This is a genomic window from Ferruginibacter sp. (assembly GCF_049840995.1).
GTDB lineage: Bacteria > Bacteroidota > Bacteroidia > Chitinophagales > Chitinophagaceae > Ferruginibacter.
In genome coordinates this window covers 403497-427046 of the sequence record NZ_JASGIP010000007.1, presented here as the reverse complement: position 1 = coordinate 427046, position 23550 = coordinate 403497, and the positions used below count along the sequence as shown (strand labels likewise).

At 43.2% G+C, this 23550-nt stretch carries 19 protein-coding genes; 8 read left to right on the top strand and 11 right to left on the bottom strand.

Annotated features, from left to right (window positions below; translation table 11 throughout):
- The 8 genes from QM738_RS20355 to QM738_RS20320 form a co-directional block, all read right to left on the bottom strand.
- Positions 1–2100 (bottom strand): histidine kinase, encoded by a 2100-nt coding sequence (locus QM738_RS20355; RefSeq protein WP_462278589.1) that lies wholly within the window; start codon positions 2098–2100, stop codon positions 1–3.
- A gap of 162 nt (positions 2101–2262) precedes the next feature.
- Positions 2263–2946 carry a hypothetical protein gene (locus tag QM738_RS20350; protein ID WP_462278588.1) on the bottom strand — a complete coding sequence of 228 codons (684 nt, stop codon included), beginning with the start codon at positions 2944–2946 and terminating at the stop codon, positions 2263–2265.
- Between the two features lie 24 nt (positions 2947–2970).
- Positions 2971–3669 (bottom strand): DUF4082 domain-containing protein, encoded by a 699-nt coding sequence (locus QM738_RS20345; RefSeq protein ID WP_462278587.1) that lies wholly within the window; start codon positions 3667–3669, stop codon positions 2971–2973.
- Between the two features lie 44 nt (positions 3670–3713).
- Positions 3714–4847 (bottom strand): hypothetical protein, encoded by a 1134-nt coding sequence (locus QM738_RS20340; RefSeq protein ID WP_462278586.1) that lies wholly within the window; start codon positions 4845–4847, stop codon positions 3714–3716.
- A 34-nt stretch (positions 4848–4881) separates the two neighbouring features.
- The gene (locus QM738_RS20335) at positions 4882–5649 is read right to left on the bottom strand and encodes a hypothetical protein (RefSeq protein WP_462278585.1); all 768 of its coding nucleotides are present in this window, start codon (positions 5647–5649) and stop codon (positions 4882–4884) included.
- 44 nt (positions 5650–5693) lie between these two features.
- Positions 5694–6797 carry an RCC1 domain-containing protein gene (locus QM738_RS20330; RefSeq protein ID WP_462278584.1) on the bottom strand — a complete coding sequence of 368 codons (1104 nt, stop codon included), beginning with the start codon at positions 6795–6797 and terminating at the stop codon, positions 5694–5696.
- Between the two features lie 161 nt (positions 6798–6958).
- The gene (locus tag QM738_RS20325; protein WP_462278583.1) at positions 6959–7447 is read right to left on the bottom strand and encodes a hypothetical protein; all 489 of its coding nucleotides are present in this window, start codon (positions 7445–7447) and stop codon (positions 6959–6961) included.
- A gap of 182 nt (positions 7448–7629) precedes the next feature.
- Positions 7630–10281 (bottom strand): valine--tRNA ligase, encoded by a 2652-nt coding sequence (locus tag QM738_RS20320; RefSeq protein ID WP_462278582.1) that lies wholly within the window; start codon positions 10279–10281, stop codon positions 7630–7632.
- Positions 10282–10751: 470 nt separating this feature from the next.
- Between QM738_RS20320 and QM738_RS20315 the strand changes: the two genes are divergently transcribed.
- From QM738_RS20315 to QM738_RS20285, 7 genes are all read left to right on the top strand, one after another.
- A complete protein-coding gene (locus tag QM738_RS20315; protein WP_462278581.1) occupies positions 10752–11930 on the top strand; it encodes an acetyl-CoA C-acyltransferase in 1179 nt (392 codons plus the stop codon).
- A 270-nt stretch (positions 11931–12200) separates the two neighbouring features.
- Positions 12201–13301, top strand: a complete 1101-nt coding sequence (locus QM738_RS20310) for a redoxin domain-containing protein (protein ID WP_462278580.1) — start codon at positions 12201–12203, stop codon at positions 13299–13301.
- Between the two features lie 203 nt (positions 13302–13504).
- A complete protein-coding gene (locus QM738_RS20305) occupies positions 13505–14488 on the top strand; it encodes a pyruvate dehydrogenase complex E1 component subunit beta (protein WP_462278579.1) in 984 nt (327 codons plus the stop codon).
- A 63-nt stretch (positions 14489–14551) separates the two neighbouring features.
- A complete protein-coding gene (locus QM738_RS20300; RefSeq protein WP_462278578.1) occupies positions 14552–15403 on the top strand; it encodes a DUF6089 family protein in 852 nt (283 codons plus the stop codon).
- 70 nt (positions 15404–15473) lie between these two features.
- Positions 15474–15827: a hypothetical protein gene (locus QM738_RS20295; RefSeq protein WP_462278577.1), complete on the top strand. Its 354-nt coding sequence runs from the start codon at positions 15474–15476 to the stop codon at positions 15825–15827.
- Positions 15828–15896: 69 nt separating this feature from the next.
- Entirely contained in the window at positions 15897–16901 is a 1005-nt protein-coding gene (locus QM738_RS20290) for a hypothetical protein (RefSeq protein ID WP_462278576.1), read from the top strand.
- A 15-nt stretch (positions 16902–16916) separates the two neighbouring features.
- Positions 16917–17564, top strand: a complete 648-nt coding sequence (locus QM738_RS20285; RefSeq protein ID WP_462278575.1) for a hypothetical protein — start codon at positions 16917–16919, stop codon at positions 17562–17564.
- A gap of 17 nt (positions 17565–17581) precedes the next feature.
- Here the strand turns inward: QM738_RS20285 and QM738_RS20280 are convergent, their stop codons facing one another.
- Genes QM738_RS20280 through QM738_RS20270 form a run of 3 tightly spaced genes read right to left on the bottom strand, consistent with a single transcriptional unit; the run spans position 17582 to position 22392 of the window.
- The gene (locus QM738_RS20280; protein WP_462278574.1) at positions 17582–19882 is read right to left on the bottom strand and encodes a hypothetical protein; all 2301 of its coding nucleotides are present in this window, start codon (positions 19880–19882) and stop codon (positions 17582–17584) included.
- 26 nt (positions 19883–19908) lie between these two features.
- Positions 19909–20673 (bottom strand): hypothetical protein, encoded by a 765-nt coding sequence (locus tag QM738_RS20275; RefSeq protein WP_462278573.1) that lies wholly within the window; start codon positions 20671–20673, stop codon positions 19909–19911.
- A gap of 30 nt (positions 20674–20703) precedes the next feature.
- Positions 20704–22392: a hypothetical protein gene (locus tag QM738_RS20270; protein ID WP_462278572.1), complete on the bottom strand. Its 1689-nt coding sequence runs from the start codon at positions 22390–22392 to the stop codon at positions 20704–20706.
- 172 nt (positions 22393–22564) lie between these two features.
- On the opposite strand from QM738_RS20270, the gene QM738_RS20265 reads away from it, so the two are divergent.
- Positions 22565–23509: a hypothetical protein gene (locus QM738_RS20265; RefSeq protein WP_462278571.1), complete on the top strand. Its 945-nt coding sequence runs from the start codon at positions 22565–22567 to the stop codon at positions 23507–23509.
- The last annotated feature ends 41 nt before the right edge of the window (positions 23510–23550 follow it).

Below are 23550 nucleotides of genomic sequence, written 5' to 3'. Positions count from 1 at the left end.
CTAAATGGCTTTAAGAATTATTTCCACCCGGGTGCCATCGGGATTTTCGTGTTCATCGTAAAGATCGGTAATATTGATGGATTCTTTTTTTTCGGGCTGTTCGTTGTAAATATTGATCCTTTCTTCCGTGATCTTCAATCCTACGCTTTTGTGATACGGTTTGTTCTGCATGTTATATACTTTGGCTTTTTCCCTGCCAATGCCGTTGTCCTGTATGGTATACTTAATTTTATCACCTTCCAGCGAAGCCATTACAGTAAGATTCAGGTCTTTTTCTTCACTATGGGCCATGCCGTGCACAATGGCGTTTTCAACAAAGGGCTGCACAAGGAGAGAGGGTACTAAATAATCGCCGCCGGATAATGCAGGATCAACGTACACCTTAAAAGAAAATTTATTATTGAAACGCAATTGCTCCAGCTCCACGTACAGTTTCAGGGCTTCCATATCTTTTGCAATGGGTACCACTTCGTTACGGCTGCTGTCGAGGATGCTGCGAATCAGCAAAGAGAATTTATTCAAATAATCCGAAGCCTGCCGCTTATCATTCTGCATAATAAAATTCTCAATGCTGTTAAGGCAATTGAAAATAAAATGCGGGTTCATCTGCGATCGCAACACCTGTGTCTGCAGTTCCGCTTTTATTTTTTCCGTTTCAATTTTATTGCGGCGATTGCGTTGGTAATAGATCAATGCAAATAATGCCGCCAGGAATACGATGATCAAAATGTAAATAATCCTTAACCGGTTGCTTTCTTTTATCTGCAGGTCTTTGATATCATTATCTTTTTTTAGTAAAGCGATCTGTTGTTCTTTCTGCAGGGTCTTATAACTGATCTCCAGGTCGTTCAGATCGGCTTTGGCTTTATCATTGGCAACCGAATCTTTCAGCCGCATATATTCCTGTTGATATTTAAATGCAGCTTTATAATCGCCACTGCTGTTACTGGCCAGTGCAAGATTCTGTAATGCCATTACCTGCATGATCTTAAAATCGCTTTGCCGGGCAAGATCGAGCATTGCGGTCAAATGTTTTTTGGCGGCGTCGTATTGTTTGCGGCTGGTGTCCAGCGTGGCATAGGTCATCAGTGTTTTGCACTTATTGATCTTATCATCGTTTTGTGCCAGGAATGCGAGGTTGCTGTCAAGTATCTTTATAGCTGCATCATATTTTTTTTGTGCGATCTGGATCCTTGCCAGTGTGTTGCCATTTACCACCCGTTGCTCATCATCATTCAACTGCTGTACCATGCTGTCTGAAAGCGCCAGGTATTTTGCGGCGGAATCATAATTTTCCAGGTCTGCATAATAAGAAGCCAGGTTGGCCGCCGTTTGCATATAAGGTCTGTTCACATCCGCCAGGTAATCCAGCGCTTCGGCACTGTATTGAATGGCTTTATGAGTGTCTTCCATTTCGCTGTACAATACGCCCAGGTTAGCCAGCGCCAAACCAAGACCAGCATAATTTTTATTCTGCCTGTCGCCATTAATAGCTACCTGGTAATATTTTATAGCGGTTTTGAACATGCCGAACCATTCGTAATTGGTGGCAATACTTTGCGATAGAGTAACTTTTTTAGGATGATTATCGGGCATGGTATCAATAAAAGCAACCAGTGAATCGAGATAGACAAAACAGGAATCTTTATTACCCAGGTCGGCATACCTGTCCATGATCTCCCGGATGGCAAAAACATTGTATTTACGGTTACGGTCGGGAAAATAAGCAGGCACTTTTTTGTAATAAAAAATAGCGCTGTCGAATTTATTGTATTTGTACGTGTATGCCTTACCGATATTAAAGTAGAAAATGCCTTTCATCGTGTCCACCTTATTTTTTTCTGCCATTGCAAGGCCCAGTCTCGACCAGTCCAGCACCTGGTCCAGCTGCCCTCCGTCCAGCGAATCGGCAATAGCTTTAGCAAGGAAACGCATACGGGCTGTATCCGTCTGCAGCGCCGTATATTCCTTTGGCAGGGCCTGTTGCGCCTTTACAGGTTTTGCAAAGCACGTTATCAATAACAGGACAAGAGGGAATGCCGGTCTTTTAATGATCGTAAACATAGCGATGATCTTTTTACATACTTTACCAGTTGACATGCACCGTTTTCTTTTATCGTACTTAAGATATAAATTATTTACCAGAAATTATACAGCATGTACAGATAATAGGGTAGTTTGAAATTTGAACCACGAAGTCACAAGGTCACGAAGTAACAGAAAGCATTTTTGTGACCCTTTGCGCTTTCGTCTCTTTGTGGTTTATTGCTCCATTGCTTTAAATACCACATCGCAAATGCCGCTCATGATATCCTTGTGATAACTGACCGTTGCGGGAAATGCAGGTGTAGCAGATTGTGTGAACTGTGTATTTAAAAGCGTGAGATTACCCTGTGTAAAAGGAATAAATGGAGCTGCGCTGTTATTGTTCCCGGGGCTGATCATGTTGTAGTACAACCATTTATTCTCCGTGCTGTTCACAGGCTTTATAAAAACACTCAGCACATATTTTTTACCTGCTGTAATATGTATCTCTTCATCTAAGGCTTTTGTAGTAAGCCGCACGTCTGTAACATCCACCTGGCTTTGTTTGATCAGTTGCCTGGTATCATAATCCCATAAGGAAACAGTGTAGGTAAGCACTGGTCCCGCAGCAATCGTTCTTGGCATACGCACAGCAAAATGTGTGATGGCACCTTTTTTAGCCGTGGTAAATACATACCCGAATTCGTAGGGCATTTCGGTGGCGGTTTCCATGTTAAAACTGAGGTTGGGTTTACTTTTCCAGAATGCACCGATCAAAGTTTCTTCGGCGCCATAGTAAGGTTTTTGTATCACCGTTTCTTTCGCTGCCGGTGGTTTATACTGTTTGTATTGCGCATGTATTTTTATTTGCACTGCAAAAAGTAATACCAATAAAATGGACTTGAAAATTATTTTTTTCATATTGAATGATAGTATTTTTTGTTCTCAATATTGTGTGGCGTAGTAAGCAAAATCAACCAGCCCCGGTAATACCTGTTTACCATTTACATAATAATTGTTATCAGCAGGGTAGGTGGGCACTTTGGCCTGCGCCAGTGTGTACCGCATTTCCGTTACAGTAATATGCTGGTATGTATAAGGAAGAAAATTTTGTGCATTACTGCCTTTCTGCATCAGGTAGTATTGATAATAATTTGGTGCAACAACTGCAGCTGTATTCATGCTGAGCACATAAGTTTTTCCACTATCCAATGTTACTGCTTCATTTTCAAATTCAACTTTCGAAAAATTATCTTTATTTCCTGTAACGATCTTCTTTTGTTTGATCAGTTGATGTGTAGTACCATCCCACAATGAAACAGTAACCGCAGCATTATTTACGGGCATGTAAACTGAAAAAGCATATAATAATCCTTTCCTGCTTACTTTAAATGCATAACCAACTTCCATCGGCGCCACCACATTGGAAGTGGTAACATTGAAGGAAGGATTCTCTGTTACATAAAATCCCCATACCGGCCCTTCGTTGCTGCGTTTGGGCATAGCAAGCTGCTGCCTTTGCCCCAGGTCTTTTGCCGGCGCTTGTGTAACAGGCGCCGGGGCCATCGCATCTTTTTTTGCCTGGTATACCTGTGCCTTGATAAATAAGGGAAGTAAAAAAACGATCAGGCTTATCTTTTTCATATACTGTTTTTTAAATGATGAGTAAGTGAATGATTCCGGTGATCTTATTGTTGCCTTATTTTTACGGCGCCAGCTGTTCTTACTTTTTGTACCTCCACCTGCTGCGTTTTAGTTTGCATAGCAGGAGTGGCCATCACCTGGCTGGATGCGGTAACAGTTTTCGTCGCCACTATCATACCGCTACCCGGAAGCACCGGCATATTTTTCCTGGCTGCGATCTTATTTACCATGGCACTGCCACCAACAATACCGGTATTGGGATCTACCTTCAACCAATCGCCATCACAATTAAAATCAACCGCATTTAACTGGGCCAGGTTATTATCCAGGGTTACTGTTGATTTAACTGTTGAAGGAAAAGTGCCTACCACAAAAACATACTCATTGCCAGGTTTAGGTTTTTGCGGACCTGCAAGCCAGTTTGATTTTGTATAGTCTGTCGTGATATCCATTATTATAGGAATATCAGTAGGTACACCGGTAACCGTATATCTTATTTCTACAAAATTGGGATTGAAGGAAGCCACGGTTTCATAGGTCACTGAACCTACTTCCTTACTACCTTCAAAAAAACCTTTCCTGCCATTATACGTACCGGTTCTTTCGAGGGTGAATGGTCCTGCGCTTTCAATGAATTGTGTTGGCGCCAGCACTTTGCAGGTAAAAGCATTGCTGTAAGGATTGACTTCCGGCGATTGAATGTTATTTTTATCCCATAGTAAAGAACCTTTTATTGTTCCATTGGTATTCAATGCTACTACAGTTGGTTTTCCATAAGTGGTACTGGATATTTCCACAAAAAGTTCGCAGTCGTTGCCTTTATTCAGTATCTGCCATTTTGTTGGTTTACATAATAACAATGACGAGGAATTTACAGCATAAGTTCCTTCCCCAATAAAAGGATTATCACAATACACCGTTACCCTGTCATTCAACTGGTTGTCGGGAAAAATGCTTACATACCCTTCGGAGCCTGTAAAAATATTAGGATTAAAATACACTGTAATCGACTGATCGGCTGCGATCTGCTGTGGCAGTTGTGAAGCGATCCCATGTAACACCTCTGTACTATAGGTGAGATTGATGTGTGCATTGTTCTTAATATGCAGTATAAAATTTTGTGCGCACGCTGCGGTAACAAAAAAATGGATCAGCAGCAATGGAAGTATTTTTTTCATTGTAAGTGATTTTTATTTTTGAATGTTTTAATAGTTATTGATCGCCCATTTTAGACCTGATCATCTCTTTCAATCCCATCTTGCCCATATCTTTAATAGTATAGCCTGCAGTAGAAAAACTAAAACTAGTTTTTGTGATGGATTTTGTTTCCATGCCTTTTTTACCCGCCATTTCCACTTCGGCCCATAAATAGTTTTGATTTAAAACCGGTATTGCCATCGGGTTATTCTTAAAATCAGCTTCTTTGTTTTGTATTTTAGCAGCCGTGGCCGAATTGCCGGCGCCCATGGTATAAATTTTTATGGGATTAAAATCCACTTTTGCATACCACCAGCTCGATGTGCCGCCTTCATTTTTTATTTCATACTCGTATGCGGTATAACCACAGATCATTTTTGTTTTACCGGTCTTTGTTACGGTCATATTTTCTTTATCATCTTTTTCCAAGGGTTTCTTTTTTATTTTTTCTGCTATTTCTTTTCCCATGGTTGCACCTTCGCCTACCACCCGGGGCATATTCATAATGGTAATGGTCTTGTGCTTTTCATCTATCATGCACATTTTTCCTTCTTTGTTATAGAGAAAAGTTTTTTCCTCTCCGTCTTTTTCCTTTCGTTTTGCCAATACATAATCTCCATTGATGGTGAAATAATAAGTAGTGGCGGCTTCACCATCTTCGCCATTGGTTTGCTGTACCACTTCCCGTTCAAAATTGATGGTGGCGGGCAATGCTGCATTATCCTGTGCGGTAATGGTGGTTGCCAGCAGGCATGATACCGCGATAAAGATTACCTGTTTCATATATTATTTGTTTAAGATTATTAAGTTGTTTAAAGACGATTGTTTTATGGCAAGTACACTTTTACAAAAACATTCCTGGATTGATTGGTACCATCGCCTAATTCGCCATAATTATTTCCGCCTGTTGCCCAGATGGTATTATCTGTTTTTAGAACGAGGCTATGATAATAGCCTGCTGAGATCGCTTTTATATTATCACTTACTTTTACCGGTGTGCTTTTATTGACGTTGGTACCGTCCCCCAATTCCCCGTCAACATTATACCCAGTTGACCACAATGTATTATCCGCTTTCAGCAACATACAGAACTCATCTCCAGCGCTTATCGCAACGATATTATCGGCTACTTTAACAGGTGTAAGCCTTTGTATATTGGTACCATCACCCAACTGGCCATAACCATTATTTCCGCAGGCCCAAACGGTATTATCCGTTTTTAATATCATGCTGTTATAAAAGCCACATTCAACAGCTTTTGCATCGCTCATTATTTTTACAGGAGTGGACCTGCTGTTAAGCGTACCATCACCCAGTTGTCCATTGCCGTTACTGCCTGTTGCCCAAACACTGTTGTCGTTCTTCAGTATTAATGTATGGTAACGGTTAATGGCAACCGCTTTTACATCATCCATGACCTTTACAGGTATACTTCTGTTTACAGTGGTACCATCTCCCAACTGGCCCAGGCTGTTTTCACCCGTTGCCCAAAGCGTATTATCGTTTTTAATGATAAAACTGTTCCTGCCGCCTGCAGTAACCATTTTTACGCCATCCATAATTTTTACCGGGCTGTTCTTATTGGCATTGGTGCCATCGCCTAACTGGCCATCTGCATTCTGGCCAGTGGCCCACAAACTATTATCGGTTTTAATGAACAGGCTATGTGATATACCTGCAGATATAAAAATTACATTGTCTGAAATTTTCACCGGTGCATTTTTTGCAAGATTTGTTCCGTCGCCCAATTGACCGAAGCCATTATAGCCTGCTGACCACAATGTTTTGTCGGCTTTTAAGATCATAGTGAAATTTCCGCCACCGGATATTTGTAGCTCAGCCGGAGTTTCGCTGCCGCCTTTATTTTTTTTACACGATAAAAAAGGTACTGCCAGTAAAAGGCAGATCAAAAATGGATGTATTGTTTTCATTGTTTTGATTTTTACGTAAAACTATATGCTGCCCTGGAGCATTTTTGGGCTCATGCGCAGATGGCGGCGCTGATTATGTGAACGGGGAGTGAGGGGCAATGACCGGAATACAAAAAAGCCGGTTCCTGGGGGAACCGGCTTTTAATAAGTATATCCTGGGATCATTTGATCACGAGCTTAATATTAGGTGCAAACATTAAATGCCCCTGTGTATCTTTTACCACCACATCAAAAAAGAAGATCTCTTCACCGGATTTTAACTGTTCTGTAATGGACTTACGCCATATTTCGGAGATAGGAGTGGTTTTGAATACCTGTGCCACCACGCTGGTAACCGGCGATACCTTACCGGTCTGTTCATCTTCGGTCACGCCTCTTTTTTTATACAGGCATTGATAAGAAGAAATGGCATAAGCCGTTTTTTTATCGTCGGTAATAGTGAGTGGTAGTTCTATCAATTGCAATGCTTCGTCGGCGGATACATTCACTGCCGAATCGGAATATTTGCCTAGAGCAGTTTTTAATTTAGGAGGAGTAAATTTCTGAACGGGCTTTTCTTTGGGTTTTACCTGCCGGGTATTTTGCGCCGTAACTGAAACAGTAACTGCCAGCAGGCAGCAGCAAACAAATACATTTTTAAGAAATGGCATGGGGCGTTTTTTATAAAAACGAATTTACGGTACAAAAAGTATACAGCTTGTCATTTTAACGTATCATTTATACGTTGATCACACGAATTGTACGAATTACACGAATTGGGTAGAACTGAATGATTTTCATCCATTACGGTTGAACAAACAGCTTTTAAAAGGGCCGTTTGTTCAAGTATGTTTTATAAGCCTGCCAGACTTTCTTCTATCGCTTTTATCCTTGATAAAGCATCCGCTTTTTTCTTTTCTTCCAATGCCAATACTTCAGGACGTGCATTCTGTACAAATTTTTCGTTGCCCAGTTTCTTTTCTACGGATAATAAAAAGCCTTTCTGATGTTGCAGGTCTTTCAACAGGTCTTCTTTTTGATTACCGGTATGGAGCGGCTGTTCTGTTTCTACATAAAACTTATCGTTACCAATAACGGTGGCAATGGCATTATTCACTTTATCATCCACATACAGCACTGCTTTTGCATTTAACTGTTTGGCCAAAATAGTTTCAATGGACCGGTAAAGATCCTTTTGTGCCGTCTGCACATGCAGCGTGATCGCTTCTTTGGGTTTTATTTGATTTTTATTTCTTACATCACGTATGCCGGTGATAACATCTTTCAATAAATTGCCTTGCGTTAAAGTCGCGGCATCTGTATTTTTAAACTCAGTGATCTGTTTTACACACAGGTCATCATTCCGTTCTTTCAGCAGATGATAAATTTCCTCCGTAACAAATGGCATGTATGGATGCAACAATTGCATTAACTCAGTAAAAAATTCAATGGTCTTTGTATAAACCGCCGCTTCAATCGGTTGTTCAAAACCCGGCTTCACCCATTCCAGGTACCAACTGCAGAAATCATCCCATATCAAACTGTAAATAGTTTTCAGCGCTTCGCTTAAGCGGAACTGTTTGATCAGTGTATCAACCTCCGCTTTTACTTCGTTCAAACGATTTTCAAACCAATCGATCGCAAAGTTGCCGGTTATTATTTCTTCATTATTCGATATACGCCCTTCCCACATTTTTATCAACTTCAGCGCATTCCACAACTTGTTATTAAAATTTCTCCCTTGCTCTAAAGAAGATTCATCAAATAACAGATCATTACCGGCAGGGGAGGCGATCATGATACCAAAACGGGTGGCGTCTGCACCGTATTTATCTATCAATCCCAACAGATCAGGAGAATTGCCTAACTGCTTACTCATTTTTCTGCCTTGTTTATCCCTTACCATACCGGTAAAATAAACATCTTTAAAAGGCGCTTGCTGTTTATATTCATATCCCGCCATGATCATCCTGGCCACCCAGAAGAAAATGATATCCTGTCCTGTAACCAAGGTGGTGGTAGGGTAATAATATTCAACCTCTTTATTGCCGGGATTGCTGATGCCTTTAAAAACTTCCATTGGCCATAACCAACTGGAAAACCAGGTATCCAAAACATCCTCATCTTGCTTTACCTGAGCATTGGATATTGAATATTGAGCATTGAACATTTCATTCGCTTCGGTTTCTGTTGCTGCCACAACAAACCTTCCTTCTGCATCGTACCAGGCAGGTATACGTTGCCCCCACCATAATTGACGGCTGATGCACCAGTCCTTTATATTCTCCAGCCAGTGGCTGTAAGTATTCTTCAATTTGGCAGGATGAAATTGTATCGTATCATCCATCACCGATTGCAATGTCTCCGGATTTTTATCCAGGAATTTTTGCATATCAATAAACCACTGCATGGACAGCCTGCTTTCAATTACAGCGCCGGTTCTTTCACTTGTTCCCACCTGGCCTTTATAGTCTTCTATTTTTTCAATTTGTCCTAATGCAGTAATATCTTCCACGATCTTTTTACGCAAAGCAAAACGATCGATACCATTGTACGATAATACCAGATCAGAAGGATCATCATCCACCAGTTCTGCCGAAGTGAATTTGCCGGTAGCATCTAATGTATCAATTGCTTTCAGGCTATGCTTCAAGCCCAGCATATTGTCATTCTTATCATGCGCGGGGGTAATTTTTAACGCACCGGTACCAAAATCAGCCGTTACATATTCATCAGCAATAACGGGTATCTTCCTGTTGATGATGGGCACAATGATCTCTTTGCCTATAACAGCTGCATAGCGTTCATCTGTTGGATTTACGCAAATGGCCACATCACCCAAAATGGTTTCCGGTCGGGTAGTCGCTACCGTTATCTTGCCACTGCCATCCGCAAAAGGATAGCTTACAAAATAGAGTTTGGAATCAATATCTTTAAAGATCACTTCTTCGTCACTTAAAGCGGTTTGGCTAACAGGATCCCAGTTCACCATCCGTTTACCACGATAGATCAATCCTTTCTTATACAGGTCGATAAAAACTTTTATTACGCTTTTGTAATAATCCTCATCCATGGTAAAGGATGTCCTGCTCCAGTCCAAACTACAGCCAAGCTTTTTCAACTGCTGTAGAATGATGCCACCGTATTTCTCTTTCCATTCCCAGGCGTATTGCAAAAATTCTTCTCTTGATAAAGAAGATTTGGCAATGCCTCTTTCCCGCAGCATGGCCACCACTTTTGCTTCGGTGGCAATAGAAGCGTGATCGGTACCTGGTACCCAGCAGGCATTTTTGCCTTCCATACGGGCACGGCGCACCAAAATATCCTGTATGGTATTGTTGAGGCAATGGCCCATGTGCAGCACGCCGGTTACGTTGGGTGGCGGTATCACCACGGTATAAGCTTCCCTTTCATCGGGCGTACTGTTAAAATATCCTTTGTCCAGGCTGTGCTGGTACCATTTGTTATCTACTGCAGCAGGTTCAAAATTTTTAGTCAATTCCATTGTCGTCATTCTTATTTTCCGGAGTGCAAAGGTACGAAAAAGGAGGGAGAGATAAGCGCCTGCGACGCAGGGAGTTGGATGCGGATAGATTGTACAGGCGCCTGCGGCCCATGATGGGTGACGCAGATTTTTAGGATGATTAAGATTTTCGCGGAAAAAACAACAAGCGCCTGCGGCGCAGGTATGGGAACACGGATTATACGGATTAACACAGAATGAGGTATTGGAAACACCTGCGGTGTTTGATGGAGAACGCAGATTTTTATGATGAGCTGACATGCCTATCAGTGAAAATCCGTGTAATCCGTGTTCCCTCTTATTCGCCGCAGGCGGATAACCTAAAAAAACGCAAGGAAATAATTGAAGCAGTAAACAGTATCCAACATTTCATGCGCAGGATTCAAGATTTCTCAAATCTTAAAAAATCAGCATCGAACCGTTTACCTTTGCAGCCTAAACGATTTGTTTTTATGAACGAAGTATATATCATTGCTGCAGTCCGCACCCCGATGGGAAGTTTTGGAGGTTCCTTAAAAGATTTTTCTGCCACTAAACTGGGCGCTATTGCCATTAAAGGCGCCCTGGAAAAAGCCGGTGTAAAACCCGAACTGGTGAATGATGTTTTAATGGGTAGTGTGTTACAGGCCAACCTGGGACAGGCCCCTGCAAGGCAGGCCGCAAAGTTTGCCGGCTTACCCAACGAAGTGAACTGCACTACAGTAAATAAAGTATGCGCCAGCGGTATGAAAGCCATTGCACAGGCGGCGCAAAGCATCCTGCTGGGTGATGCGGATATTGTTGTTGCAGGCGGTATGGAAAGCATGAGCAATGTGCCTTTCTATTCGGAAAATATGCGCTGGGGCAATAAATATGGTAACGTGACTTTTATTGATGGTCTTGCTAAAGACGGGCTGACCGATGTGTACGATGGCAAGGCGATGGGTAATGCGGCTGAAATGTGCGCCGGCACCTGCGGTGTAAGCCGTGAAGAGCAAGATGCTTTTGCTATAGAAAGTTACAAACGCAGCCAGGCTGCTGTTAATGCCGGCAAATTTGAAAATGAGATCGTACCTGTTGCAATACCACAACGAAAAGGCGACCCCGTTTTATTTTCCAAAGACGAAGAACCTTTTAATGTAAAGTTTGATAAGATACCGGAGCTGAAAGGCGCTTTTGTAAAAGACGGTACCGTTACAGCAGCCAATGCCAGCACCATGAACGATGGCGCTGCTGCACTGGTATTAATGAGCAAGGCAAAAGCAGAAGAGCTGGGCCTTAAACCCATTGCAAAGATCGTATCGTATGCCGATGCGGAACAGGCGCCCGAATGGTTTACCACCACACCGGCCATTGCGGTACCAAAAGCAGTTGCCAAAGCAGGTTTAAAAATGGAAGACATCAGCTATTGGGAACTGAATGAAGCATTTTCGGTAGTGGGTATTGAGAATACCCGCCGCATGAAACTCGATCCTGCCAAAGTGAATGTGAATGGCGGTGCAGTAAGCTTAGGCCATCCTTTAGGTTGCAGTGGCGCAAGGATCATTGTTACCCTCATCAATGTATTAAAACAAAACAATGCTAAATATGGTGCCGCCGGCATCTGTAATGGTGGAGGAGGAGCGAGTGCGATGGTGATAGAGAACATTTAAAAAGCAGTCACGGATTACACGAATTAACACTGATTTTATTTTTTGTATGGGGCAAACATACCCGTTTTAATCCGTGTAAATCTGTGTAATCCGTGGCTACCTAAACTACGCAGTAGTTTCCCAAAAAATACTTTATGCAAGAGTGATGCAATACCGGCATCACTTTTTTTATGATTGTAATGCATTGCATCCAACCATTCATATAAAAGTGCGCTACAATTTTTATTAGTGCAGGCAATACAGTTAATTTTATGCTTCAACTTTATATAAATGAAAAAACTATTCTTTTCTTTTTTAGTGTTCAGCAATGTGGCTGCTATGGCGCAGACGGATTCTGCATTTACCATCACGGGTAATTTATCCAATGTAAAGACCGGCAGATTGTACCTGACCGTGTACGGCGATAATCCTGTAAAAGACAGTGTGGAACTGGCCAATGGCGCTTTTAGTTTTAAAGGTTTTGCTGCACAGCCCTTGTATGCAGTATTGACCCTTAAAGGCCGCAAGGAAGATTACCTGCAATTTTATGCAGAGCCCGCCAATATGAAGATAGCAGGCAGTGGAGATCAATTAAAAGAACTCACCATCACCGGCAGTAAACTGAATGATGAAGATAAAAAATATAAAGAGGCGATGAAACCTGCGGTGGATGCAGAAAAACATTTTTACGAGTTGTACGACCAGGCAGAAAAAGATAAGAACACAGCCATGACCGACAGCCTGGATGAAGCAGAAGATGGTATCACGCAACTGAAAAGAAAATATGCCGGCAATTTTATTAAAGCCAATCCATCTTCTGTACGAAGCGCCATGGCCATACTGGATAATTTTGGCTACTACGCCGAAGCAACCGATGTAGCGCCTTTGTACAACAGCCTTGCTAAAAAAGTAAAGGAATCTGCCAAAGGCATGGACGTTAAAAAAATGCTGGAAGCATACGAAAAAGTGGCCGTGGGTAAAACGGTTCCGGATATCAAACAAAAAGACACGCTGGATAATGAAATGAGTTTATCTTCTTTAAAAGGTAAATACGTGCTGGTGGATTTCTGGGCCAGCTGGTGTGGTCCCTGCCGCAAAGAGAACCCAAACATTGTAAAAGCCTACAATGCTTATAAAGATAAAGGCTTCGAGATATTTGGTGTGTCATATGATAATGAAAAAGGCAAAGAAAAATGGAAGAAGGCTATTGTAAAAGACGGGCTGGTGTGGAAACAGGTAAGCGACCTGAAGGGCTGGCAAAATGCTACTTCCGATCAATTTTACATCAAGGCCATCCCTGCCAATTTATTACTGGATAAGGAAGGGCATATCATTGCAAAGAACCTGTTTGGTAAAAAGCTGCAGGCCAAGCTGGCAGAGGTAATGCCTTAACACAAATTAACCACATAGGCACATAGAAAACATAGGGAACTCAGGTAAGTATATTTGGATGTCTTATGTATTTTCTATGTATCCTATGTGCCTATGTGGTATAAATCCTCCTATTTTATCTTACAATACTATTTGTTCATCTGGCTTTGATGAAATAAATTTGCACACTTTAATACAGAAACGAATAAAATCAAACCGATACTATGCGTCAAATAGCATTAAGAGAAGCCCTGAGAGAAGCCATGCAGGAAGAAATGAGAAGGGATGAAAGAGTGTTTTTAATGGGAGAAGAGGTGGCAGAATACAATGGTGCCTACAAAGTAAGCCAGGGTATGCTGGACGAATTTGGAGAAAAAAGGATCATTGATACCCCCATCGCGGAGCTGGGTTTTGCAGCTATTGCCGTAGGTGCAGCTCAAAATGGTTTACGCCCGATCGTGGAATTCATGACCTGGAACTTTGCCGTTTTACCTTTAGATCAAATATTAAATACCGCTTCTAAAATGCTGGCAATGAGCGGCGGACAGGTTGGTTGCCCGATCGTTTTTCGTGGTGCCAACGGTAGCGCAGGCCAGTTAGGTGCACAGCACTCTACCGCTTTTGAATCTTTATATGCTAACATTCCCGGTTTAAAAGTGATCAGCACTTCTACTCCTTACGAAGCTAAAGGATTATTAAAAGCTGCTATACGTGATGACGATCCTGTAATGTTCATGGAAAGTGAAGTAGCATACGGCGATAAAGGCGAAGTGCCCGAAGAAGAATACATACTGCCTATCGGCAAATGCTTTGTAAAAAGAGAAGGTAAGGATGTTACCATCGTTTCATTTAATAAAATGATGAAGGTGGCCCTGGCCGCCGCTGAAGAACTGGCCAAAGAAGGTATTGAAGCCGAAGTGATAGATGTGGCTACCATCCGCCCACTGGATTGGTTCACTATTTTGGAAAGCGTTAAAAAAACCAACCGTTTGGTAATTGTGGAAGAACAATGGCCATTTGCCTCTGTATCTTCTGAAATTGCTTACCGCATACAGAAAGAAGGCTTCGATTATTTAGATGCTCCTGTACGCAGGATCACTTCTGCAGATGCGCCGATGCACTATGCACCTAACCTGGTGGCTGCTTATTTACCGGATGTACCCCGTACAGTAAAGCTGGTAAAAGAAGTAATGTACCTGAAAAAATAACTACAGTAATTTTTGGTATGATATTGGGAGGGTAAACAAAAACGTTTACCCTCATTTTTATTTATGAAAAGAAGACTGTTATCCATACTACTACTACTGTGCGCTGCTGTGAGCACTCATGCACAAAAAGTTCATCTTACTTTATTTGGCGGATTCAGCAATTACCAGGGCGACCTGCAGGCGAAGCGTTTTACGCTGGATCAGTCGCATCCTGCATTTGGTGCAGGTTTGCTGTACGAGATCAGTGACCGCTTTTATGCAAGGGGCAACGTAACTTTTGGTAAACTGAGTGGAGATGATAAAAAGAGTAACAGTAATTCCATCCGCAATCTTAGTTTTTCATCACCGGTAACAGATATTCACCTGGGGCTGGAGTATTGCCTGCTCAATCCTTACGAGCATTCACTGGCGCCTTATATTTTTGCGGGCATCAGCAATTTTAGTTTCAAACCATCTACACTGGACTCTGCCGGTAATAAAGTATACCTGCAGCCATTAAGCACCGAAGGGCAGGGCTTTTACCAGGGAAGAAAAGCATACAAGCTTAACCAGTTTGCCATTCCCTTTGGCGGTGGTGTAAAATTCTCATTGAATGATAATATCAGGATCGGTTTTGAAATAGGTTTAAGAAAAACAAACACTGATTATATTGATGATGTAAGCACCACTTATGTAGATCAGAACCTTTTACTGGCCAACCGTGGTCAGCAGGCAGTAGACCTGGCTTACAGGGGCGATGAATTAAAGACCGGCCTTACGTATCCTGCCGACGGCGCTCAGCGTGGTAGTGCCAAAAGTAAGGACTGGTATTATTTCTCAGGCGTAAATGTTGCCATCCGGCTGAATGGTAAAGGCGGCAGTGGCGGCAAAGGCGGCGGCAGATCACGTACCGGTTGTCCCACCAATATTTATTAGTATTATTTTAGTATTTCGCTGTGTAAACCAATTATTTTTAACATCTATATTTGATGATAAAAATAGTTATATGAGATACCTTGTATTACCCTTACTGATCGCTGTATTCATTACATCCTGCTCTTCTTCCAAAAAAATGGCTTCATCTTCATCAAGTGGCAGCACCACTACTGCAACGGCAGGCGCTGCGGATGCGGATGGTTCTTCTTTTGACAAAGCCATCTTTATCAACGAAAAAACAGAAGGCCCCGGCGTTGATGCTGAGTACAAATGGCTGAAGAAAAATTATCCGGGCTATAAAGTAAAATCCCAAAGCCTGTCCAATCATAACGGCAAGCCCTATGATATTCTTACGATCGAGACCGCTTCGGGCAAAACAGAAAAAGTGTATTTCGATATCTCCAAATTCTTTGGCAAAATGTAGCAGCAGCCTGTAAAGGTCTACTACATATTGAGTATAGGCAGCATTATACCCAAATGATACATTTGGTGCATGCACTATTTACCCCCAATAAGATCCGGGCTATTCCTTATAGCCATCAGCCTGTTTTGTTCCTGCAGCATCGGTTTAAAAACAGCGCAGGTAAATGCAGTTGAAAAATACACGGTGGTCACCAAAGGTGTTTCCATCATTCCCCCGGATGTATACAACAGGGTGTACCAGTTGCGCTCGCAAACACAAACGCTGCAGCTGAGCGGTGTTATAGCCACCAACGAATCGGCCCGGGAAAGTGTGGAGGCGCTGCAGCTGGACCTGAATGACAAACTGAAATTCCTGGACATGGTGGATTCATTTGCCTATGCTTACCGCATTGTGGGCAAATATGCCGACCTGGTGCATTGCCTTATCAGCGAATCGTATTTAAAGGATTTTACCAAGAATAAAAAAGAATGGCAAACATCTTTTGACGGGCTGGTGACCACTTATAATGCGGCCTGTGTACAGCGGGTGCCGCCATCCACCAGTATACCTCCATCGGTGGGCAGCATTGCTGCAAACATCATTAAAGAGCTGGGTTCGGCAAAGATCAATTCATTACAGAAAAAATACCTGAAAGCCGCCATCAGCACGGCCCGCAAACCGTTTGAAGGCATCTGCGATGATTTTCTGAATACAGATATCCCGAAGATCCAGAAAGAGCTGAGCGAACTGCCTTCCTTCATCAATGAGAATTTTAAAGACTTCCTGAATAATTTAAAAGCGTACGAAACAAAACAGGGCAACAGTCCTTACAACTATTATAAATTATACCTGCCCATCTATCTCAACTGGCAGGTGCAGTTAAGGGAACTGAATACACTGGTGAACCAATTGCGGGTGTGTATACTCAGCCTGCGCAATTCGTATGGTGTGCTGGATGACTTTGTGAGCTCGGCCAATCCCGGCAAAGAAGTGCCCAAAGAAATAGTACAGCTGGAAGCGGATTATACCAACCTGCTGGATACCATTGCCAAATTCTCCGTGGCAAGGGACAGGCTGTTTAAAATAACTTACTAATCAAATGCAAAGAATATGATACAGGATCTTTTTAAAACCAAATTACCCGTAAAGATCATTGCTGCATTTTTTTTGATGCTACAATCCTGCCACAATGGTGAGCATTCAGAAAGCAAACCATCGGAAGAGAAAGATACAGGAAGGAGTGTGGAGCGATACGACAGCAACAGCAGTCCGTATATAAAACCCGGCAACAATGCCTCCAATCATTTTGAAAGCCCCGCCGAGGCAGAAAAAGAAGAGCGCCGCAGGATGATATTGATGCAGATCGATTCTACTTACACCGCCATTTCCTTACTGGATGATGCCAAGAATGAAATGACCAGCACATCGCCGGCAGAGCTGACCGCAGCGGAAAGGAATAAAAAATCGAAAGCCATTTTCAATATCAACATCCTTCAAAACGAACTCACCCGCTCGCTGGATGCCTCCATATTGGCCAACCTGCGTTTAAAAACGGATGAGCTGGCAGGCATTACCGCCGAAATGGAAAAGAATGTGACCCACCTGCAAAGCGTAACCGAAAAACTGAATAAAGCCACGCAGTGCATCGGCAGGCTTACCAATATACTGGCATTGGGATTGAGCAAGGGCATTATCAAACCCCTTACGCCAAAGAACTCCTCTGCTGAAGCTGTAAAAGAAACCGCTGTGGCCAATTAAAATCTGTTGTTACAACATCAATGTTTCAGGGCATTGATACCTTTGATCATTGCCGAAAGCTCGGGATGCGTTTCCAGTCTTTTATTAATGGCATCCAGCACATATTGCGATATCACCCAGTTCATAGCATAGCGCATGGGATCATTCTTGATATAGAGTGATATGCGGTTGTAATGCAGGTTATCGCCGTACAGGTCCTTCACAAAATTCTTCAGGCGCAGGTCGTTCACCGATGTTTGTGTTTCGTAAGCGCCCAGCAATGTTTTAAAAGGCGCCGCCAGGTCGTTCATTAATGGATTTACAGAACGCAATGTTACATCATCAAAATTCTCGTTGGTAACATGAATGATGCTGAACTCGATCTTCTGCTTATTTTTTATGGTGGTATCTGCCGCAATGATCTTCTGCAATGCCACGATCATTTCAAATATCACACCGGCGCCTGAATTGTCGAAATAACCGCCATCCACAAAATAGTTGGGCTCTTCCTTGCAGGTATCACATTTACTGTAATCGATCCTTCCCGCAGGGCTTAAATAAGGAAAGCTGGCGCCCAGCACAATACCGGTGCTCAGTTTCATATCCTCATCTTTTTTAAGCATGCTCAACAGGTCAATACGGCCATTGAATACAGAATCGGATATCCTGATATTGCTGATCACACCGGGGTTACCATCCTGCATGCGGGTGGTATTGATGCATAATACAGGCAGGTTATAGGGTTCATTGTGCTGGGTAACAATGCTGGACATGGGAACACCCAGGCTGTCGTATAGAAAATTTTTATGCCCTGCCGCTTTTTCTATTGATAATGAAAGGGCAGAGGCCCGGTCGTTTACATTGTATAAAGTAACCAGGTTGCGGAATACATCGGGGCCTAAAGTTCGTGCAAGCGTATAGGTGAGGAAGTCTGATTTTAAAAAACTGGACGAAGCCTGCCAGCAGGCATTGGGCGCCGTATTGGTCCGCATCAGGTTTTCCTTGGCACGCAATACCGAAAAGAAGGTAGCATTGCCCACGCTGCCGCCCGAAGCGCCACTTAAGCAGAACAGGTGGTTGGAAAATTCGCCCTGCGTTTCATCTTCCATTTTAGATAATGCCGAAGCTGTCCAGTACCCCGAACGGGAAGCACCACCATTGGCCATTACAAAGAATAACGGCACTTTTTTAACGCTGGTATCATTCAGCATTTTTTGCCGGATGGGATTATTGATCCATTGGTAAAAATATTCCTGCAGGTTCTGCCGTTGATCGAATTGTACCGCCGTTTCTTTTTTTATCAGCCGGGTATAATGCGGTTCTACAAAATAGCCGATGATAAAAGACAAGGTAAGCAACACCAGGTGAAAATTAAAACGGATGATGATGGAAATGATCGTAATGATATTTCCTATAGCCAGCAGCACCCCGAATGCTAAAAACACAAAGGGAAAACTGCCCATCCAGGTGGAAAAGCCCACCGACACCACCGTGGCGATATAAACACCCAGCGCTACAATGCCAATAAAACCAAATGCCTGGAAATATCTTTTATCCTCATTATCGGTAACCAGGCTCCATAATTTTTTCCAGATGCTGATCTCTTTATTATTGAACTGGTAACGGTCGTAATCCAAATAAGAGTAATGGCCCCGTGCGTCAATGATATTTCTGCGGATGAGTATAAAAATGATCAGCCCTATTTGATAGATCAGCAATAAGATAATGAGGCCCCAGATCCACCTTGTTAGTATAACCGACAGCGTTAGTCCGCTCAGCAGGGCATAAGTAAAATAACGCACCCGGTGCCAGTAACGCAGTTTTTGTGGTACTGTTAAATTAGGCCTTGCCAGCGCCCGGTTCCAGAACTGGTAAATAAGAAAATACCAGCTGAAACTGAGGAACAGCAACAGGTAACACATTTTGCGGCTCAGGTGCGGCGTGTAAGGATAGGGGAGCTGGAAGAAGGCGAGAATGATAACCGTGATACAGGTAAAAGCCAGTATCCGCGGCCCTTGTACCCGCAGCGTTTGCCACATTAAATGTTTATCACTGTCCTGCAGCTCTTTTGCCTTGGCCACCAGCCGCGACGAATACCAGGTGGTTACCACCCAGAACACCAGCGCCAGTAAGAACAAGCCGAACACTTTGCGGTTCTCCAGTGTAATGATCATCAGGTCTTTGCCCTGGTTCAGCGTCCAGAAGGACATAAACACAAAAACAATGAACAGGATGGCCGGGAAAAAAAGCCAGGCCGCTTTTACAAAATACCGCCAGAAATCGCCGACAAAAAGATCCTTATACTGCAGTACTTTTTTATTTTTTGCAGGGGGCATCATAAGCAGATGGTTTAAGGTTAAGCCGCTTATTCGTGGCTGGTATCAATATTATTGCCGGTGGTCCTGATGCTTTCTTTTACCGAAGGTGCTGTATTGATCACGATCGCATCATCAATATGTTTCTGCTGTTTGTAATCGATTTTTTTGTTTTTAGGATCTTTTACAAACAGGGCATTCAGCTTACCTCCTTTAAAGAAAAGGAATGCGCCGCCTGCAGCCACTAAAATGCCCAGGTATTTAATGATGGTGCCGAACATGCCGCCACCAACGGGTGCACTAAAAGAAAGGATCGCCTTTCCGAAGGCATCAGGTTCTATCTTGGCATCCGATGCAGATTTGGGCAGGTTGATCTTGGAAGTTTGTGCACTGGCTTCATCCACCATTAAAAATTGTGTTTCGGTGATTTTGGTAATGTTGGGATTTTTTGAATCCAGCTCTGCCATCCATTTACCATTCTCATCCAGCTTTAACCCACCCAGTATTTTGAATTTGATATTGATCGTTCTTTCCATATCATCATCACTGATGTCGAAATCGGTGAGCACATATTTGGGGAACTGCGCTTTAAAAAGATTCTTTAAAACAGATTTATCGGTACCATGCTGCTGCTTGATGGATGCCCAGGTGGCAGCATTATAAACGATCTTGGATACCACGGTCATTTCTCCTTTATCATCCACGTTCATTTCAAGGGTTTCTTTGTAGCCCTTATCATCCTGTGCACGCAGCCCGGTGGTAAAACAAACTGCTATTAACAGTGTTGCAAAATATTTGAATGGTGTAAGTTTCATTTGAATAAGTGTTTAGTTGTTGGTTAATGTTTACTGCACCGAGTTCAGTATGGTCATTACAGTTTGCTGAAAAGTGCTGCCGGTATTGGCATTGGCGCCTACGGTAATACCTTCCACACCGCTGCCCGTTACTTTAAAGGCTCCCACCCAATTTAAAGTGGCGCCGCCTGCATTGCCTGTTTGCCCGTTGTAGAAAGTGTAGCCCTTGGCCTGGCCGGTGGTCTGGTACTGCAAACCATAACCATATTGCGCCATTGATTGATTGATGAGCTGCAAACCCTGGTCGGGCCTGTTATAACCGGGAAAACTGTATACCTGCACATTGGCGCTGCCGGCCCGGTTGCTGATAACATATTTACACTGGCGGATGAAATTGGATGGTATGCTGATCATCTTCCAGCTGGCAGGATAGGCGAATGTTACTGCACCCTGGAACAGGTTATAACCACTGGGTGCCCCCGCATTTCCTCCACCGCCGCCACCGCCGGGGTTCACATCTTCACCACCCCCGCCGCCGCCATTACCGCCACCACCGTTATTGCCCGGCTGTGCATTGTTGGCTATCTGTGCATTATTCTCAAATGATTTACATATTTCATCCACCCTTGTTCTTAAATAGTTGTCGTCTTTCAGTTCCATCGCCACAGCGCCTTCTTTAATGGCATCCCTTATGTTCACAATTTTATAGCGGTCGTCACCGGCGGCTTGTCCCTGTGCAAATTTTTCCAGGTTTCTCCTGCCCATTTCCAATGCCTGCTCCGGTGTGGCAATGCCGCCAATGCCTTCACCGCCGATCGCCGTGCTCTCAATAGCATAATAATGACCGTTCATGATAAATCCAGGGTATGCGTGACCGGGAGCAAGGTATACCACGGGGTCGATACCGGCGCACAGCATGATGCTGGCATACATCAAGGACAACTCAATGCAAAGCCCTGTTTTACCCGTAAATACTTCTCTGGGCAAACGGATGCTCTGCACAATAGAACTTACATCGCTCACTTTTTCCGGCACACCGCTGGTACCGCTGTACACCAGGTGCGCCTTGGTAGTAGCATAATAAATGCCCTGTAAAAAACGGATGCCTTCCGATTCTTTATTCTCGTTGGTCACTTCGCCTTTCAGCACTTTTTCCTGTATCTGTTGTGTAAGGTATTTGATGATGGGGTCGTTGGGGGTTACCAGGCAGGAGAGCAACGGCATATTATCAAAATATTCACCCGCTGTTCTTATTTCTTCGCCGGGTAAAAAAGTGTACATGAATTCGTTGCGGCCTTTTACAGCAATAGAAAAACTTTCATCACGGGTCTTGATATTGGCACCCTTGATAGTGATCTTTACCGTTTCTTTGGAGTCCGTCATTTTATCAACGATCTTATCCGGGAAGCTGGGGTAGCAGTTCACCACCACGGTTTGACCGGGCTCTATCAGCGGTATCTTTTCTGCTACAGTGGATTCGATATAATTGGTAACGCTGTAAGAAACTTCTACGTTCTTGGCAGCAAAATCGCTGGTATTCTTCACCACCAGCTGAAAGAGGCTGTATTTACCTTTTAGCGCATCGGAGTTGGCATACACCTTATAAATAGAAGGCATTATCACCGGTGGCCTGGAAATATGGATATCCAGTGTTGCGGGCGAAATAAGGCCCATTATCGGCCTGTTGAACGCCATCAGCAAACCGGCCACAACCAAAATAAGCGGAAGGAATTTTTTCATTGCGAGAAGTTTAGGTTAATAGTTTAAGGAAGATTACAAAAGTGAATGTAGAATGATGCCGTAGTTTATAAAATACTCAATATTGAGTATGCCCGTTTTGCGATTTAATAATCAACTTTACCCCGGTTTATAAAACTTACACTATTATATAACCCATTTAAAAACCCGGAAAATGAAACGGTATTTATTCAGTATGCTGTGTGCTGCTTTTTTATGGGCAGGCTGCAGCAGTTCCGACGATGAAACAACCCCGCCCGTTGCAACAGATGGCACCATCAGCGAAACAGCTTTACCTAAAGGCAAATACGTGATAGAAGACGATGGGCCCGCCACCAAAACAGCCACAGATCCCGGTGGCAGCCTGAACGGCCTGGATGGAAATAGTAATGATAACAATGCCATCACCCCGGTGATCAGCGAAGTGGATAATTTAAAACGCCGCCTGAAGCATGCTATGGTATTTCATGCAGATGATACCATGAAGATCAAGAAATCTTACCTGGCCACACTGGTATTGGGAAAGGACCAGGTATTAAGCAGCTTAAAGACCGAAGCGCTCGAAAACTCCAATGCCGCACCCGGCGGTAAAGTAAATATTGATACCACCCTGGAGTTGGGTACCAAAATGAAGGCAAGACTGATAGATATGAGCGGTGCGGAGAACAAAGGATTCAATATTGAACTGATTGGCGGAGATGAGGCCGCCACACAAAGCCTTACTGAAAAAAGAAAGAAAGTGATCTGGCAATGGAAACTCACTCCATTGGTACCCGGAGAACAGGAACTGAAATTATCGGTAACGGTATTGGAAAAAGACGGTGAAATGGTAAACCTGCCGGCACGTAATATCCCGGTAATAATATTTGCAGAGAAAGAAGGATTTTTCAGCAGCATCAAAAGTTTTTTTAAAGACGATAGTACCAAGTGGATCGTGACAGCGATCATACTGCCCATTTTTATTGCATGGCTTACCACCCGTATTAAATATAAACACGACAGCAGGAGGGCCAGCGAACAACAGCATGCAAAAGACGTTGCTGCTGCACAAGGCAATGCACCGGCACCGGCGCCGCCTGCAGCAAGGCCGCCAGAGAACACCAGGGGGCCGCATGCATAAACAGCTTTTTACTGAATCTGTTTTACCTTTGCGTAAATACA

Coding starts and splice junctions, on each gene's coding strand:
- QM738_RS20275 (WP_462278573.1), bottom strand. CDS start 20,673: ATGAAACTTACACCATTCAAATATTTTGCAACACTGTTAATAGCAGTT.
- QM738_RS20355 (WP_462278589.1), bottom strand. CDS start 2,100: ATGTCAACTGGTAAAGTATGTAAAAAGATCATCGCTATGTTTACGATC.
- QM738_RS20345 (WP_462278587.1), bottom strand. CDS start 3,669: ATGAAAAAGATAAGCCTGATCGTTTTTTTACTTCCCTTATTTATCAAG.
- QM738_RS20335 (WP_462278585.1), bottom strand. CDS start 5,649: ATGAAACAGGTAATCTTTATCGCGGTATCATGCCTGCTGGCAACCACC.
- QM738_RS20320 (WP_462278582.1), bottom strand. CDS start 10,281: ATGGAATTGACTAAAAATTTTGAACCTGCTGCAGTAGATAACAAATGG.
- QM738_RS20295 (WP_462278577.1), top strand. CDS start 15,474: ATGAGATACCTTGTATTACCCTTACTGATCGCTGTATTCATTACATCC.
- QM738_RS20280 (WP_462278574.1), bottom strand. CDS start 19,882: ATGATGCCCCCTGCAAAAAATAAAAAAGTACTGCAGTATAAGGATCTT.
- QM738_RS20310 (WP_462278580.1), top strand. CDS start 12,201: ATGAAAAAACTATTCTTTTCTTTTTTAGTGTTCAGCAATGTGGCTGCT.
- QM738_RS20340 (WP_462278586.1), bottom strand. CDS start 4,847: ATGAAAAAAATACTTCCATTGCTGCTGATCCATTTTTTTGTTACCGCA.
- QM738_RS20325 (WP_462278583.1), bottom strand. CDS start 7,447: ATGCCATTTCTTAAAAATGTATTTGTTTGCTGCTGCCTGCTGGCAGTT.
- QM738_RS20265 (WP_462278571.1), top strand. CDS start 22,565: ATGAAACGGTATTTATTCAGTATGCTGTGTGCTGCTTTTTTATGGGCA.
- QM738_RS20330 (WP_462278584.1), bottom strand. CDS start 6,797: ATGAAAACAATACATCCATTTTTGATCTGCCTTTTACTGGCAGTACCT.
- QM738_RS20285 (WP_462278575.1), top strand. CDS start 16,917: ATGATACAGGATCTTTTTAAAACCAAATTACCCGTAAAGATCATTGCT.
- QM738_RS20305 (WP_462278579.1), top strand. CDS start 13,505: ATGCGTCAAATAGCATTAAGAGAAGCCCTGAGAGAAGCCATGCAGGAA.
- QM738_RS20290 (WP_462278576.1), top strand. CDS start 15,897: ATGCACTATTTACCCCCAATAAGATCCGGGCTATTCCTTATAGCCATC.
- QM738_RS20270 (WP_462278572.1), bottom strand. CDS start 22,392: ATGAAAAAATTCCTTCCGCTTATTTTGGTTGTGGCCGGTTTGCTGATG.
- QM738_RS20350 (WP_462278588.1), bottom strand. CDS start 2,946: ATGAAAAAAATAATTTTCAAGTCCATTTTATTGGTATTACTTTTTGCA.
- QM738_RS20315 (WP_462278581.1), top strand. CDS start 10,752: ATGAACGAAGTATATATCATTGCTGCAGTCCGCACCCCGATGGGAAGT.
- QM738_RS20300 (WP_462278578.1), top strand. CDS start 14,552: ATGAAAAGAAGACTGTTATCCATACTACTACTACTGTGCGCTGCTGTG.